Source organism: Pontixanthobacter luteolus (assembly GCF_947494915.1).
Lineage (GTDB): Bacteria > Pseudomonadota > Alphaproteobacteria > Sphingomonadales > Sphingomonadaceae > Pontixanthobacter > Pontixanthobacter luteolus.
The window spans coordinates 275,756-290,021 of sequence record NZ_CANLWR010000001.1; the positions used below are offsets into that span (position 1 = coordinate 275,756).

14 protein-coding genes are annotated in these 14,266 nt (G+C 61.6%); 3 read left to right on the top strand and 11 right to left on the bottom strand.

What is annotated here, in order from left to right:
• Nucleotides 1–48: 48 nt before the first annotated feature.
• The 10 genes from PO778_RS01315 to tsaD all read right to left on the bottom strand — a co-directional run bounded on the left by PO778_RS01315 (nt 49) and on the right by tsaD (nt 10,315).
• Nucleotides 49–912: an HpcH/HpaI aldolase/citrate lyase family protein gene (locus PO778_RS01315; protein WP_271438340.1), complete on the bottom strand. Its 864-nt coding sequence runs from the start codon at nt 910–912 to the stop codon at nt 49–51.
• Nucleotides 909–2,858, bottom strand: coding sequence for an acetate--CoA ligase (gene acs, locus PO778_RS01320; RefSeq protein ID WP_271438341.1), 1,950 nt, complete (start codon nt 2,856–2,858; stop codon nt 909–911). The genes PO778_RS01315 and acs overlap by 4 nt, the downstream gene beginning before the upstream one ends.
• A gap of 95 nt (nt 2,859–2,953) precedes the next feature.
• Nucleotides 2,954–3,313, bottom strand: coding sequence for a response regulator (locus PO778_RS01325; RefSeq protein ID WP_160729329.1), 360 nt, complete (start codon nt 3,311–3,313; stop codon nt 2,954–2,956).
• A gap of 68 nt (nt 3,314–3,381) precedes the next feature.
• Complete coding sequence (locus PO778_RS01330; RefSeq protein WP_160729330.1) at nt 3,382–3,951, bottom strand: helix-hairpin-helix domain-containing protein; 570 nt, start codon at nt 3,949–3,951, stop codon at nt 3,382–3,384.
• Nucleotides 3,948–4,079, bottom strand: a complete 132-nt coding sequence (locus PO778_RS01335; protein WP_268893565.1) for a hypothetical protein — start codon at nt 4,077–4,079, stop codon at nt 3,948–3,950. The genes PO778_RS01330 and PO778_RS01335 overlap by 4 nt, the downstream gene beginning before the upstream one ends.
• A 1-nt stretch (nt 4,080) precedes the next feature.
• On the bottom strand, nt 4,081–4,821 hold the full coding sequence (locus PO778_RS01340) for an OmpA family protein (protein ID WP_271438342.1): 741 nt from the start codon (nt 4,819–4,821) through the stop codon (nt 4,081–4,083).
• Between the two features lie 84 nt (nt 4,822–4,905).
• Entirely contained in the window at nt 4,906–6,636 is a 1,731-nt protein-coding gene (locus PO778_RS01345; RefSeq protein ID WP_271438343.1) for a vWA domain-containing protein, read from the bottom strand.
• 150 nt (nt 6,637–6,786) lie between these two features.
• Nucleotides 6,787–8,244, bottom strand: a complete 1,458-nt coding sequence (locus tag PO778_RS01350; RefSeq protein WP_271439320.1) for a lipopolysaccharide biosynthesis protein — start codon at nt 8,242–8,244, stop codon at nt 6,787–6,789.
• Between the two features lie 47 nt (nt 8,245–8,291).
• On the bottom strand, nt 8,292–9,284 hold the full coding sequence (locus tag PO778_RS01355) for an NAD(P)H-dependent glycerol-3-phosphate dehydrogenase (protein WP_271438344.1): 993 nt from the start codon (nt 9,282–9,284) through the stop codon (nt 8,292–8,294).
• On the bottom strand, nt 9,281–10,315 hold the full coding sequence (tsaD, locus tag PO778_RS01360) for a tRNA (adenosine(37)-N6)-threonylcarbamoyltransferase complex transferase subunit TsaD (RefSeq protein ID WP_271438345.1): 1,035 nt from the start codon (nt 10,313–10,315) through the stop codon (nt 9,281–9,283). The genes PO778_RS01355 and tsaD overlap by 4 nt, the downstream gene beginning before the upstream one ends.
• A gap of 44 nt (nt 10,316–10,359) precedes the next feature.
• Here tsaD and hemC point away from each other — a divergent pair, with 44 nt between their 5' ends.
• Genes hemC through PO778_RS01375 form a run of 3 tightly spaced genes read left to right on the top strand, consistent with a single transcriptional unit; the run spans nt 10,360 to nt 12,944 of the window.
• Nucleotides 10,360–11,289, top strand: coding sequence for a hydroxymethylbilane synthase (hemC, locus tag PO778_RS01365; RefSeq protein WP_271438346.1), 930 nt, complete (start codon nt 10,360–10,362; stop codon nt 11,287–11,289).
• Nucleotides 11,289–11,990 (top strand): uroporphyrinogen-III synthase, encoded by a 702-nt coding sequence (locus tag PO778_RS01370; protein WP_271438347.1) that lies wholly within the window; start codon nt 11,289–11,291, stop codon nt 11,988–11,990. Before hemC ends, PO778_RS01370 begins: the two co-directional genes overlap by 1 nt.
• A 39-nt stretch (nt 11,991–12,029) precedes the next feature.
• Nucleotides 12,030–12,944: an MICOS complex subunit MIC60 gene (locus PO778_RS01375; RefSeq protein WP_271438348.1), complete on the top strand. Its 915-nt coding sequence runs from the start codon at nt 12,030–12,032 to the stop codon at nt 12,942–12,944.
• An 8-nt stretch (nt 12,945–12,952) separates the two neighbouring features.
• Here the strand turns inward: PO778_RS01375 and PO778_RS01380 are convergent, their stop codons facing one another.
• Nucleotides 12,953–14,167, bottom strand: coding sequence for an FAD-dependent monooxygenase (locus tag PO778_RS01380; protein WP_271438349.1), 1,215 nt, complete (start codon nt 14,165–14,167; stop codon nt 12,953–12,955).
• Nucleotides 14,168–14,266: the final 99 nt, after the last annotated feature.

A 14,266-nucleotide genomic window follows, 5' to 3' on the forward strand; every position in this document is an offset into this window, starting at 1 on the left:
TTTGCCGTTCTCTTGCAGGTGCCAGACTGCGCCGCAAGTGGGATCACTTCAAGTGGTGTTGCGTTTGGCTGCATTGTGCAGCGCGAGAGTGCGCTCGGCTTCGCGCAGATGAAGAATTTCGGTCATTCGGCCATCCACTTTTATCACGCCCTTGCCGGTGTTCTCTGGCAGCGCGAATGCCGCGCAAATCGCCTGCGCTTTGGCTACGTCATCGCCTGAAGGGGAAAACGCGGTGTTGGCAATCTTGAGCTGTTTGGGGTGGATGAGGGTCTTTCCATCAAACCCCATCGCGGCACCCTGGCGGCATTGCTGCGCCAGACCGGTTTCATCAGCGATATCGTTGAACACGCCGTCCAATATCGACAGCCCGTTGGCGCGGGCGGCGACCACGGCCTGTGTCAGCAGTGGTTGGAAGGGCGCGCGATCTGCATCAAGGGTTGCCCGCATCTCCAGCGCGAGATCATTGGTCCCCATGACGAAGGTCGTCAGATTGGCTTTTGCGGCGTTGGATGCAATTGCGGGCAACTGGGTAAACGCGGTGCACGTTTCCAGCATTGCCCACAGTTCAGGCCCTCCGCCAATCTGCCCGCGGTAGAGCGCCGCTTCCTCCGGATGGCAAAGCTTGGGCACCAGCACAGCATCGGGGCCGCATCCGGCCAGTGCAGCGCAATCGGCCGCGCCCCATTCGGTATCCAGCGCATTGATCCGCACCGCCAGAATGCGGTGGCCGAAGCCCCCTTCATTGACAGCGGCAACCGCGGCCTCGCGCGCCTCCGCCTTCGCCTCGGGCGCGACCGCGTCTTCCAGATCGAGGATGACCGCATCGCAGTCGGCAGCGCGGGCCTTTTCGACAGCGCTGGCACGGTTCGCCGGCAAATAGAGAGCGCTGCGAAGCGGGCGAATGTCGCTCATTTGGCGCGGTTCGCCAGCAGGTCGTCCACTACGGAAGGGTCTGCCAGCGTCGAGGTGTCACCCAGATTGCCAACGTCGTTCTCGGCAATCTTGCGCAAGATGCGGCGCATGATCTTGCCAGAACGCGTCTTGGGCAGGCCGGGTGCAAACTGGACCACGTCGGGCGTGGCAATCGGGCCGATTTCCTTGCGGACCCACTTTACCAGCTCGGCGCGCAGCTCGTCGCCGCCCTCGACATCGGCGTTGGTGGTCACATAGGCATAGATGCCCTGACCCTTGATATCGTGCGGCATACCGACGACGGCTGCCTCGGACACGCTCGGGTGTGCAACCAGTGCGCTTTCGACCTCTGCCGTGCCCATCCGGTGGCCTGATACATTGATCACATCATCGATCCGTCCGGTGATCCAGTAATAGCCATCGTCATCGCGGCGGCAGCCATCGCCGGTGAAATAATATCCCGGGAATGTGCTGAAATAGGTCTGAAAGAACCGATCGTGATCGCCGTAGACGGTCCGCATCTGGCCGGGCCAGCTATCGGTGATGACCAGCGGGCCTTCGGTCGCGCCGAACTGGATGGTGCCGTCATTGTCGACGATTTCCGGCTTGACCCCGAACATCGGTTTGCTCGCGCTGCCCGGCTTCAGATCGGTCGCGCCCGGCAGCGGGGTAATCATCGCCCCGCCGGTCTCAGTTTGCCACCACGTGTCCACGATCGGGCAGCGGCGCTCCCCGACCACGCGGTGATACCAGTCCCACGCCTCCGGATTGATCGGCTCGCCGACAGATCCCAGCAGGCGCAGCGATTTGCGGCTGGTGCGGGTGACGTAATCGTCGCCCTCGCGCATCAGGGCGCGCAAAGCGGTTGGCGCGGCGTAGAATATCTCGACATTGTGTTTGTCGATGATTTCCCAGAAGCGGGAATGATCAGGATAATTCGGCACCCCCTCGAACATGATCTGGGTCGCGCCGTTGATCAACGGGGCATAGGCGACATAGCTGTGGCCGGTGACCCAGCCGACATCCGCCGCGCACCAGTAAACGGGCATCGAACCATCCGCGTTCGGCTGATAATCGAATACGTACTGGTGGGTCATGCTGGTCCAGACCGCATAGCCGCCGGTGGTGTGGAGCACGCCTTTCGGCTTCCCTGTGGAACCTGAGGTATAGAGGATGAACAGCGGGTCTTCCGCATCCATGACTTGCGCATCGCAGTGATCCGCCGCCTCTGCGGCAGCACCGTGCCAATCGGCATCACGACCTTCGACCATCGGTACATCGGTGCCGGTGTGTTTCAGTACAATCACATGATCGACCGCCACTTTCTCAAGAGCAGCATCGACATTGGCCTTGAGCGGGATCGGCTTGCCGCCGCGCAGGCCTTCGTCTGCGGTCAGGACGATATTGGACTGGCAATCCTCAATCCGGCCAGCCAGCGCGTCGGGCGAAAATCCGGCGAACACAACCGAATGCACCGCGCCGATGCGGGCGCAGGCAAGCATGGCGATAACCGCCTCCGGCACCATCGGAAGATAGATCGTAACACGATCGCCCTTCTTGACCTGATGAGCTTTGAGGACATTTGCGAACCGGCAAACCAAAGCGTGCAATTCGCGGTAGGTGATCGTGCGGCCTTCGCTGGCCGGATCGTCGGGTTCCCAGATGATTGCTGTCTGGTCGCCGCGCGTTTCAAGGTGGCGGTCCAGCGCATTCGCCGTGATGTTCAGCTTACCGCCTTCGAACCAGCGGATGTGGAAGTCGGCCTCATTGAACGACGTATCCTTGACCGTATGGAACGGTTCGATCCAGTCGATCCGTTTCGCCTCTTCCTGCCAGAATGCTTCGGGGTCGCTGACCGAAAGATCATATTTCTGGCTATAGGCCAGCTTGTCGATCAATGCATTTTGCGCCCATGCGTCAGGGACAGGAAAATTGGCGTCGGTCATACGTGGCTCCCAAACTCTTTGGGGCCAGACCTAATCATCACAGCGCGTCAGCGCCAGTGCCTTGGGGCAGTTGCCGCGATTTCAGTGAGCGGAATTCAGTGAGTCGACAGGGCTTCCTGCACCGTTTCCAGGATCTGGTTAGGCGGGCAGGGCTTTTCGCACGCGAACGCATCAGGATAGCGGGCCTCCATCTCCTTGCGGGAGAAGTGACCCGAATGGAAGATGACGGGCACGTCCTCTTTCATCAGTTGTTCGGCGAGAGAAAATGCCTCTCCGTCGTCGAGATTCACATCGAGAATGGCGAGATCGGGTTTGCGTTTTTGCATGGCAAGCATGGCCGAGGACATATCTGCGTGCGGTCCTTCAACCTGAAAGCCGGCCTCGCTTACCGTCTGGCACAGGTCGAGTGCGATGATGAATTCGTCTTCAGCGACAAGAACGCGCGGCATTGCCATAGTTGATCTCCCTCAGCGCATTGGCGCTCAAGAAATCAACCATGACCCTGCGAAATTGTTCCCTCCGGTCAGAGCTTGCCGAATTTCGCCTCGTAAGCGGCCATATCGTCTGCGGCCAGCATACGCGCCTGTTCGGTCCAGGAATCGCGCCGGATGCGGCCCTGAAATCGGCCCAGCTCGGCATCGATCCGGTCGATGTCCTGTTCGGTCCAGTTTGCGATCTGTTCGAAGCTGGTGATCTCCATCGCGATCAGCATGGCCTTCAGCTTTGGCCCAACCCCCTTGATGCGCGACAGATCATCTGCTGCGCCGGTGTTCTCGGTTGGTGCAGCAGCCGGTGCCTGCTCAGCTGCAACCACCGGGCTAGGCGCAGTCGCCACGGGCTCTGCCACTGCGACCTTGACAGGTTCCGGGGCGGCAGAAACGGGCGCTACTGCAGGGGGCGCGCCTGCAGCCGGAGGGGCGTCGATCAGCGCCTGATTGCGATTTGCGGGACCTTTGCCTTCGTCCAGCACATCAGTTTTGTCGGTGGCGACGGAGGTTTTGCGCAGCGCGACGAAAATCCACCATGCGGCGATTATTCCGATCACCAGGGCAATAAGAAACAGCGGCCAGTTGGCTTCAACCAATTCGATCATGGGGTGTTGTCTCCTTCATCTTCCATCGGCGCCGTGTCGGGCGAACGGCCCCAGACCAGCCAGCCCAGACCAAGGCCGATGACATAGGTCACCAGCAATAGAACCATCAATTCAAACCAGATCGGCATTTCAGCGGGCCCCCGGTGTGTCAACCGGCGTGGGCGCCAGTGGTGCGGTAGCGATCACCGAGAATTCGATTCTGCGGTTGGCAGGATCGGCAGGGTCGAGACCCTCTACCGGTTTGCTCGATCCGACGCCGGATGCGCGCAGACCGTCACGCGGAATTCCCCGGCGGATCAACGCGTTGCGGACGGCATTCGCGCGGTCACGCGACAGGGCAAGATTGCCCGGCTCAGGGCCGGAATTGTCGGTGTGTCCGGTGATTGCGATGATATTGCCGAGGCAGGGCCGCAAGGCGGCTTCGACTTCATCCAGAAGCTCGCGGCTGGCAGCATCCATCGAACTGGAAGATTCCTCGAACCGGATGGTGCGTGCGCGCAGCAGAGCCTCTACATCTTCCTGACAGTGCAGCGGGGTCAGCGGCTTCATGCCGCTTTCAGCCTTGGCAGTGCCATCGGCCCATCTGATTCCGCCAACACCGGCAATGTTTGCGATGGCGAGTGCGACTTCCGCGCGTTTGCCTTCGTCCAGCCCTTCGCCGCCGCTAAGTTCCGGGTGGCGCGTAGGCCAGCCATTGGAAAGGATAAAGCGCGAGCGGATCTGCGGTGCACCATTTTCTGCGGCTGCCGCCTCTGCCTTTGCCAGCAGGTCGGCGGCCATTTCATCCGCCATGGATGCGTTGCCGATGAACGCAAGCGCTGCGGTAACAAGCGCACCAGCGATTACAGCGATTTGCGGTTTGAACGGCATGGGCACCCCTTAGCCACGCAAGCGCGGTACGAAAAGGGGGCGCGCGATTCCAAATGACAACCACGCGGCCCATCTCCCGGGTAGCTAGCCGCCGGATTGCGTATCCAGGCTTTCTGCGACATCAGCCAGCCGGGCAAACTCCTGCCTCCAGAAATCGCCCTGTTTGCCTGAAAGCCGCTGGATGTCGTCGAACCCGTACCGGCCCAGCAGCGGGTCGGCGCGGAGTTTCTGGCCGAAAGCGGCGACCGCGGCAGCAAAGGCAAAATCGCCTTTCGGAGCCTGCGCCCTGCGCAGCGCCTGCGCAGGCACAACCGTGTCGATCAGGCGCGAAGTGTCACCGTCGGGCAATTTGTAGCGAAGCTTGATATAGGCCATTTCATCAGCCTTTGCGGAGGCTTCGGGACTGATCGCGGTTTCATAGCGGCGCTGGCCGATCCACCCTTTCGTGCCGGTGGGGACGATTTCGTAGAGCGCGGTCACCTGATGCCCGGCGCCGATGTCTCCGGCATCCACTGCGTCATTGTCGAAATCTTCATCGCGCAAGGCACGGTTTTCATATCCGATCAGACGGTACTGGCTGACAACCGCCGGATTGAACTCCACCTGTATCTTCACGTCCTTGGCGATGGTGAACAGGGTCGACTGCATTTCGTCGCCGAGCACCTTTTTCGCTTCCAGCGCGCTGTCGATATAGGCGTAGTTGCCATTACCGTGATTGGCGACCTGTTCCATCAGCGCTTCATTGTAATTGCCGGTCCCAAAGCCGAGCGTGGTCAGGGTGATGCCGCTGTCGCGTTTTTTCTCGATCAGTTCGATCAATTGCTTGCGGTCGCTGATCCCGACATTGAAATCTCCGTCGGTCGCCAGGATCACCCGGTTCACACCGCCTTCGATCCGGTTGTCTTCAGCGATCTGATAGGCGAGTTGCAGCCCAGCGCCGCCCGCTGTCGAACCGCCTGCCTGCAACTGGTCCAGCGCGCGCCGGATCTTGCGCGGATCGTTTGTCGGCTCCAGCACCAGACCGGCGGCACCGGCATAGACTACGATAGACACCCGGTCATGCGGCGACAGTTCGCTTGCCAGCCCGGCAAGTGCGGTTTTCACTAGCGGCAATTTGTCCGGGCGGCCCATCGATCCCGATACGTCCATCAGGAAAACCAGGTTTGCTGCAGGGCGTTCTGCGCGGTCGATGTCGTATCCGCGCAGGCCGATGCGCAGCAGCCTGCTATCCGGATTCCACGGCGTCCTGGCGACATCGGTGCTGACACTGAACGGGATCGTGCGGTCCTGCGGGCGATCATAATCATAACGGAAATAGTTGATCATTTCCTCTGTCCGCACCGCATTCCGCGGCGGCAAGGCCCCCTGCGTCAGGAAGCGCCGTGTGTTGGCGTAAGCGCCAGTGTCCACGTCTACCGAAAACGTCGAAACAGGTTCGCTCGCAGCAATTTTGACCGGCGAAACTTCTTCACCCTGATATTGTTCGCGGCCCGGATCGGCAGGAACAATGACGGGCGGCACATATCGCAGCGATCGGCTTTTTTCGGCGGGGGAAGGGGGGCCGGTCACGTTTGACCGTGCGGCCATCTCTGCCTCGGCAAGCGCAAACCGGCTTGCGGTAACGGAGACCGGAGCGTTCGCCATTTGCGCCGGCGGAGGTGGCGGAGGAGGAGGCGGTGGAGGTGGGGGAGGAGCAGCGGGCAAGCCGGTGCTGGCGGTGCCGCTACTGTCCATCTGCTCGTTTGCCGGCCCTGCGGTGCAGGCCGCGATAAATACGAACATCGATGCGGCGGCGGCGTTTGCGGCAATACGCATGCAGTTTCTCCCTGTCAGTCCCAACCTCACATGTAATACTATCTCATGGAGTGAATGACGTCTGAACAGGGGAATTTGAACTGGGGAATTTCGGGTTGTTTGCTGCGTCGATCAGCCGGGGCGAGGTGCTCTGCTCGCTCTCGTTTGCGTTTAGTTGCCGCCGATATTCTTGCGAAATAGCACACGGTCGTCAGGGCCGAACCCGCGGTGCCAGATCACCCAGCCATAGGTGGCAACGATTGCGGGAATACCGATCAGCAGCTCTGCCCATTCAGGCAGGAAGGTTGCGGCATAACCGACAACTACCGCAGGTGCAGCGGCCCAAACCAGTGCCCAGCGCCAGTTACTTACTGGTGCCTTGATCAGTTTCTTGAGCAGAAGCGCCTTGATCACGCTCGACACGCCGAGGGCGATCAGCAGCGCTATCGCTGCGCCTGCCGCCTTGAACGGTTCGCCAAGATCCAGCCTGGTTGCCAACATGATGAATGCCACCGTCAAAACGGCCTGGAGCGCCAGTATCCCGACTGAGATCGCCAGATTGCGCTTGCGGGCGATGTAAACCAGAACGCTTTCCGACACGACCGCCATGGCGGCGGCAACTTCCGCTGCGAGCAAGAACGCCAGCGCGCCGGTTCCGCCGACATATTCGGGACCCCACAGGCCCATCACGGCCTCTCCCGGAACGCCCAGCATCAGTGCAATACCGGCCTGAACCGCAATGATCCAGAAGCCGACCTGACGCACCTGCGCGGCGATGGCGGCGAAGTTTTTCTCTTTCAGGTTCTTGGTAATGACCGGGCTGAGGATCGGCTCAAAGCTCTGTTTCAGCTTTTGCGGCAGCGTCGCAATCTGCTGCGCGACGTAATAGATCGCGACCGCCGCCGGCGATGCAAAGAAGCCGAGGATAAAGATATCCAGCAGCCGGGTCCCGCGTTCGATCGCGTCCGCACCGACCAGCGGGAACGCGCGGGCGCTCATCTTGGCCATATAGACCGGATGGGGTCGCCAGCCGCCGGGCAGGCCGTAGGTCCGCAAAAACGGTATCGCAGCTGTGATCAGTGCAGCAAAAATCGACGCGATATAGGCCAGCGCCAATCCTGCTTCCTGCGTCGCGGGGATATAGAAGAATACGCCCGCCATGATCGATATCGTCCACGGTTCAACCACGGCGCGCGCGCGAACGGTTGTTGCGATGTCATAGCGATATGCCTGCGCGGCCAGCAGTACCTCGGTGATCGCAAAAGCCGGGATCGTCAGGACCAGCCAGATGTCCAGCGGGCTACTCATTCCGTTGGGGAACATCGGCGCGGGGAATGCCCACAGGAACAACCCCGCAGCAGCGCCATAGATCAGGGCCAGCAACAGGCCATCAAAGACGAGGTTTACTTCGGGCCCTTCGCCTTCGGTCAGGCGCTGGGCCAGCCCGCGCTTCTCGCCCAGCGAACAGATCAGCGCGAGTATTTCGATCAGCACGAATGCGGATGCGAACCGGCCTAACGCCTCAGGCCCGTAAAGCCGGGTTGCGATCAGCAAGAACGGGATGCGCGCGGCGAGACGCAGAACGAATCCGAACGTGTTGGTGCGGCCGCCCTTGGCGAGCGCCTGCATATCCGTATCGCCGTTTGGCGCGGAATTGGTCTGCGCTGGCTGGTCGCTCACGCAGCGGGTCCGGTTTCAGCTTTCAGCGGACGGGCGAGCAGTTTTGCAACAACATCGCTGGCTGGCGCGCCGTCCAGCAGCGCGTTGACCGCCTGAACAATCGGCATTGCAATACCGCGTTCCTGCGCAAGTCTGTGCAGGACCGGCGCGGTGTGGGCGCCCTCGGCAACGGTTCTGCGATCAGCCATCAGGTCGGCGGCCGATTGGCCTTCGCCCAGCGCCTTGCCGAGCGAGAAGTTACGGCTGGATGTGGAGGAACAGGTCAGCACCAGATCGCCCAGTCCGCACAGGCCCGCCAGCGTATCACGCTGCGCACCCAGCGATTCCCCGAACCGCAGCATTTCTGCATAACCGCGCGCGATCAGGGCGGCGCGGGCGTTCTGGCCCAGACCCAGCCCGTCGACAACGCCGCAGGCAATCGCCAGTACGTTCTTTACCGCGCCGCCAATCTCTGCGCCGATTACATCGTCTGAATAATACGGGCGGAACTGCGGCCGCGCGATCACCGGCTTGAGCCGCTGCCACTGTTCATCTGCGCCGCTGCAGGCCAGCGTAATCGCCGTGGGCAAACCGCTGGCAACTTCGTGCGCGAAGGTGGGGCCCGACAGGATCGCGATCTCGCTTTCCGGCATGGCGTCCTTGGCGACATCATTCATCAACCGGCCGCTGCTGGCCTCGATACCCTTGCTGCACAGGATCAAATCCCGGGGCGCCTTCGTCAGATTTCCGACGACTGCGCCGAGATGCTGGGCCGGAGTGACCACCAGAATGGCCTCGCATTCGGACAGGTCCGGCAGTTCGCTGGTTGCGGTGATTGTTTGCGCCAAGCGGGCTGACGGCAGGAACAGGCTGTTTGTATGGCTGGCGTTGATTTCCTCGACCAGCTCGGTTTCCCGCGCCCATAACAGCACGCTGCGGCCATCCGATGCCAGCATCTGGGCCAGGGCCGTGCCCCACGCTCCGCCGCCCAATACGCCGATGGTGTTCATGCTTTTGCTCCTGCGCCGCGAACCGGTGCCGCATCCGGGTCCAGCGGCCAACGCGGCCGGGCAGCGAAATCCAGCGGATCGGACTGGCCCGATGCCAGCCGTTCTGCGCCGGCCCAGGCGATCATCGCCGCATTATCAGTGCACAGCGCCAGCGGCGGCGCGACAAAGCGCATGGACCGGTCTGTTGCAAATCCTTCCAGAGCCGATCGGATTTTCTGGTTTGCCGCGACACCGCCTGCGACCACCAATGATGGGACATGGTCTAGCGGGTCGAGCGAAACGCGCAGACGGTCGAGCAAGCAATCAACCGCAGCCTTCTGAAAGCTCGCAGCAATATCCTCGTCTCTATGGACGCCGCTTTCCTTAGCGCGCAGAACCGCGCTTTTCAGCCCGGCAAACGAAAAATGCGGTTCGCCGCTGCCGACCAGCGGGCGGGGGAGCGGGACAGCGTCCGCATCGCCGGATTTTGCCAGTTGTTCGACAGCGGGGCCGCCGGGATATCCGAGGCCCAGGATTTTGGCAGTCTTGTCGAATGCTTCGCCCAGCGCATCATCGATTGTGGTCGACAGCCGGCGATATTTGCCGACTCTTTCCACCATTAGGATCTGGCAATGTCCGCCTGAAACCAGCAGCAAGGCATAGGGAAATTCAAGCGTTTCGTCCGCAAGGCGTGGAGAAAGCGCGTGTCCTTCCAGATGGTTGATCGCGATCAGCGGAACATCGCTGGCCATGGCAAGCGCCTTTGCGCTGACGAGGCCGACCATCACTCCGCCAATCAGGCCCGGGCCAGCTGTCGCTGCGATCGCGTCCAATTCTGTCAATTCCAGTCCCGCCTCCTGCATGACCTCAGCGATCATGGGGGCGAGTTTTTCGGCATGGGCGCGGGCGGCGATTTCCGGAACCACGCCGCCATAGGGCGCGTGCGCTTCCACCTGCGAGGCGATGCGCTGCGCGACGATCCGCCGGTCGGTGGTAACCAGCGCAGCCGCCGTCTCGTCACAACTGGATTCAATGCCGAGAACGATGCCCATGGCGCTTCCCCTGAACGAGATAGATGGTTAGGGCAAGAGTCCGAATGTCTAGCGAAACAAAACTGCGCCTCGGAACGAGGCAATCGCCCTTGGCCATCGCCCAGGCGGAAGAAACCCGCCGGCGCCTGTGCGAAGCCCATGGCTGGGCAGAAGATGCCGTGGAACTGGTCAAGGTTCGGGCCAGCGGAGACAAGATACAGGATCGCCCGCTCGCCGATATCGGCGGCAAGGCGCTGTGGACCCGCGAACTGGATATCTGGTTGGCAGAGGGGCGGATCGACGCTGCCGTCCATTCCATGAAAGATGTCGAAACCCTGCGCCCGGAATCGCTGACAATTGCTGCGATCCTGCCGCGCGCCGATGTGCGAGACGTGTTGATCGGCGCGTCATCGATCCAATCGATCCCGCGCGGAGCCGTTGTTGGCACCAGCGCACCGCGCCGGGCGGCGCAACTGTTGCACCACAGGCCCGACTGCGAAGTGGTGACGTTCCGCGGCAATGTAGCAACCCGGCTGGCAAAACTGGCTGCCGGCGAGGCGCAGGCGACCTTTTTGGCTGCGGCCGGGCTGGAGAGGCTTGGCCGCACAGGCACCGGCACGGTGCTGCCAGCTGACGAATTCCTTCCCGCACCCGCCCAAGGCGCAATCGGGATCGAGTGCAACACCGATGACGCCCAAACGCGCGATCTCCTGTCGGCGATCAGCCATCAGGAAAGCCGCGATACGGTAATGGCCGAGAGAGCCCTGCTCGAAGCCCTGGGCGGGACTTGCCACAGCCCGATTGCGGTTCTTAGCGAGATCAAGTCAGGCATGCTGACGATGAAAGCATCGCTGTTCAGCGCGGAGGGCAACGAACGGGTGGACGGCGAAATCAAATGTGATCCGCATGATCAGGACGCTGCAAGGACTCTTGGCCGCGATCTGCTGTCCCGCGCGGCGTCGGCGATCACCGTGCTTTTCAATGGACAGTCCTAATGCCGGCGCAGGAATGCCCCATAGTCGCGATCCGGCCCGAACCGGGCCTGTCGCAGACGGTTGGAAACGCCGCGGGGCTTGGCCTCGAGGTTGCCGGTTTTCCATTGTTCGAAGTTCGTCCGGTTGAATGGGAAGCCCCCTCAGCGCAGGATTTTGACGGCCTGCTGATCGGCAGCGCGAATGCCATCCGCCATGGCGGCGTACAACTCGCGCAATTGCTCGACCTGCCGGTGCTTGCGGTCGGGCAGGTCACCGCCGAACTGGCCCGAAAAGCCGGGTTTGTGGTAGAAGTGACAGGCAAGGGCGGTTTGCAGTCGGTGCTTGATGATCTTGATGACAAGCCGCGCCGGTTGCTGCGCCTTTCAGCAAGGGAACGGATCGACCTTATACCGCCGCAGCACGCGCGCATTGTGGAAAGAACGGTATATGAATCGGTCGCTCTGCCGATGCCTGACGCGCTGCAGGACGCGATGAAGCAGCCAGCGGTCATAGTGCTGCACTCTGCGGTCGCAGCAGCGCATTTTGCCAGCGAATGCAAGCGTGTAGGCGCTGACATGGCAAGGCTCCGAATTGCGGCGATGGGGGCCCGTATCGCTGCTGCCGCCGGTGAGGGATGGGGCGAAGTTGCGGTATCGCCGAGTGTGGATGATGGCGCATTGCTGGCCTTGGCCGGAAAGATGTGTAAACAATCCGCGAAATAGCACCGGAAAACGGTGTAAAGGGTCGCAGAACGGAATTTGATGGAACGACAGTTTTCCAAACCTACAGCCAAGGGCTCATGGAGCGCGATCATCGGCGTCGCGCTAAGCGCGTTTCTGCTCGGTGCGCTTCTGGTAGGCTACATGACTTGGGACGGTACACCCCGCTTCGACGGCGATACGCTGGAAGTGGAACCGCAGGCGATCGCGTCCGGTGCATCGGCGCCTGAAAGCGACGCGGAACCGACTCCCACCCCCACTGAAACGCAGATGGTTGCAGCGCAGGAGGCGACGCAGGCTGTGGAGCGGGTTGAGGAACAGCAGGGCGGGATTGAACAGCGTCTGGCCGCAGCAGAACAGCGTCTGGCGAGACTGGACCTCCAGTCGCAGGCTGCGGCCGGCAATGCCGCCCGCGCAGAAGGCTTGCTGATCGCGTTCGCAACGCGGCGTTCACTGGAGCGCGGGGCGGAGCTGGGCTATCTGGCCGATCAGTTGCGGCTTCGGTTCAGCGATGCGCTGCCCAATGCCGTGAGCACGGTGATCGAAACCTCACGCGATCCAATTACTCTGGACCAGTTGCTGGCCCGGCTTGAGGGGCTGGGTCCGAAGCTCTCCGATGCCACTGAAGAGCCGAGCTTTGAACGTTTCCAGCGAGAAATCAGTTCTTTGTTCGTAATTCGCCGCGAAACCACGCCGTCTCCGCAGCCGCAACGACGGCTCGACCGGGCGCGCCTGTTTCTGGAAAGCGGAAGGGTGGAGCGCGCGATCGAAGAAGTGCAGAACCTGCCCGGTGCAGACAATGCAGAGGCGTGGATCGCCGATGCAAAACGTTACGCCAGCGCGCAGCGAGCGCTCGACCTGATTGAGACTTCCGCCGTGCTGGAACCGCGCAGACTACGCGATCGCACGGGGCAGCCGATCGAGCAGCCAAGCCCGGCGCAAGATACCGGCAACTGAGGGTCCGGTCAGGCTTTCAGCAATTCTGGCAGATCACCTGACACGCCGCGCGCCTCGTCCATGAACCAGTCTTTCAACACCGGCACGCGCTGAACCCCTGCCATGCCCAGCCGCCGTACAGCGGAGGCGGTTTTTCCCGGAATGCCGAACAGGCGCGTCAGTCCATCGGTGGCAAGCGCGACCATGAAGCTGTCGAGCCCGCGCCACCGCTCGTATCGTGCCAGCAATTGTGCATCGCCCGGATCCAGCCCGATCCGCATCCCGTCGGCCAGCACATCGACCAGCGCACCGACATCGCGCAAGCCAAGGTTCAACCCCTGGCCAGCGATGGGGTGGATGCCGTGCGCCGCATCGCCAATCAGAGCGAGGCGCTGGTCGGTGATTTTTGCCGTGTGATGAAAACCGAGCGGATAGGAAGAACGCGGACCGACCGATGTGATTTCCCCGAACATGGTCCCCATCCGCTTTTCCACCTCGGCCAGAAATGCACGGTCGGATAGTTTCAGCGTTCCCGCTGCGTCTTTTTCATCCACCGTCCACACCAATGCACTGCGGTGGGTACCATCGGGCAGGTCCAGCATCGGCAGCAGAGCGAACGGCCCGGCTGGATAAAATATCTCCCACGCGACCTGTTCGTGACTGCGTTCATGCGTCAGGCCGGCAATGATTGCGCGGTGGCTATAATCCCATTTGGCAAAGGTGATGCCTGCCTCGTCACGCGTGGGTGACCCCCTGCCTTCCGCTGCAATCATCAGGCTGGCGGTCAGTTCCTCTCCGCTTTCGAGGATGACTGATACGCCGTGCTCTCCGCGCTGGCGGCTGACGACATTGGCTTTCGCATGCCAATTGATCAGCGGTTCCTCGCTCGCAGCTTCGAACAGGGCCAGCCGCAATTCGCGGTTCGCGAACATCCGGCCAAGCGTACCTTCGTGGTCTTCCGGCGTAAAATCGATCTCCCCTGGCTTCATCTGGTCGGTGACCGCGATGGAGGCAATCGGCGACCCATGCGGTTCGAGCCGCGGGGCAAGGCCGATATTGGTAAACAGGTTCCAGCTGGCGGTAGATATCGCTGACGCGCGGCCATCGAACCCTTCTGCCGTCAGGTCTGCGGGGTCTGCGCGGTCGACGACATGGCTTGAAATACCCTTGCGGGCAGCCGCCAGGGCCAGAGTCATCCCCACCAGTCCGCCGCCGAGAATGAGGAGATCCTGCCTGTTATTCATCGAATATCTTTCTTCGTAACTGTCGGGTTTGTCCTAGGATGATGCAGCCTGCCGAGGCAAGGGATTCAACCTTGTGATAGCGGGCTTCGGGTCGTAGAC

Coding starts and splice junctions, on each gene's coding strand:
- PO778_RS01315 (WP_271438340.1), bottom strand. CDS start 912: ATGAGCGACATTCGCCCGCTTCGCAGCGCTCTCTATTTGCCGGCGAAC.
- acs (WP_271438341.1), bottom strand. CDS start 2,858: ATGACCGACGCCAATTTTCCTGTCCCTGACGCATGGGCGCAAAATGCA.
- PO778_RS01325 (WP_160729329.1), bottom strand. CDS start 3,313: ATGGCAATGCCGCGCGTTCTTGTCGCTGAAGACGAATTCATCATCGCA.
- PO778_RS01330 (WP_160729330.1), bottom strand. CDS start 3,951: ATGATCGAATTGGTTGAAGCCAACTGGCCGCTGTTTCTTATTGCCCTG.
- PO778_RS01335 (WP_268893565.1), bottom strand. CDS start 4,079: ATGCCGATCTGGTTTGAATTGATGGTTCTATTGCTGGTGACCTATGTC.
- PO778_RS01340 (WP_271438342.1), bottom strand. CDS start 4,821: ATGCCGTTCAAACCGCAAATCGCTGTAATCGCTGGTGCGCTTGTTACC.
- PO778_RS01345 (WP_271438343.1), bottom strand. CDS start 6,636: ATGCGTATTGCCGCAAACGCCGCCGCCGCATCGATGTTCGTATTTATC.
- PO778_RS01350 (WP_271439320.1), bottom strand. CDS start 8,244: ATGCAGGCGCTCGCCAAGGGCGGCCGCACCAACACGTTCGGATTCGTT.
- PO778_RS01355 (WP_271438344.1), bottom strand. CDS start 9,284: ATGAACACCATCGGCGTATTGGGCGGCGGAGCGTGGGGCACGGCCCTG.
- tsaD (WP_271438345.1), bottom strand. CDS start 10,315: ATGGGCATCGTTCTCGGCATTGAATCCAGTTGTGACGAGACGGCGGCT.
- hemC (WP_271438346.1), top strand. CDS start 10,360: ATGTCTAGCGAAACAAAACTGCGCCTCGGAACGAGGCAATCGCCCTTG.
- PO778_RS01370 (WP_271438347.1), top strand. CDS start 11,289: ATGCCGGCGCAGGAATGCCCCATAGTCGCGATCCGGCCCGAACCGGGC.
- PO778_RS01375 (WP_271438348.1), top strand. CDS start 12,030: ATGGAACGACAGTTTTCCAAACCTACAGCCAAGGGCTCATGGAGCGCG.
- PO778_RS01380 (WP_271438349.1), bottom strand. CDS start 14,167: ATGAATAACAGGCAGGATCTCCTCATTCTCGGCGGCGGACTGGTGGGG.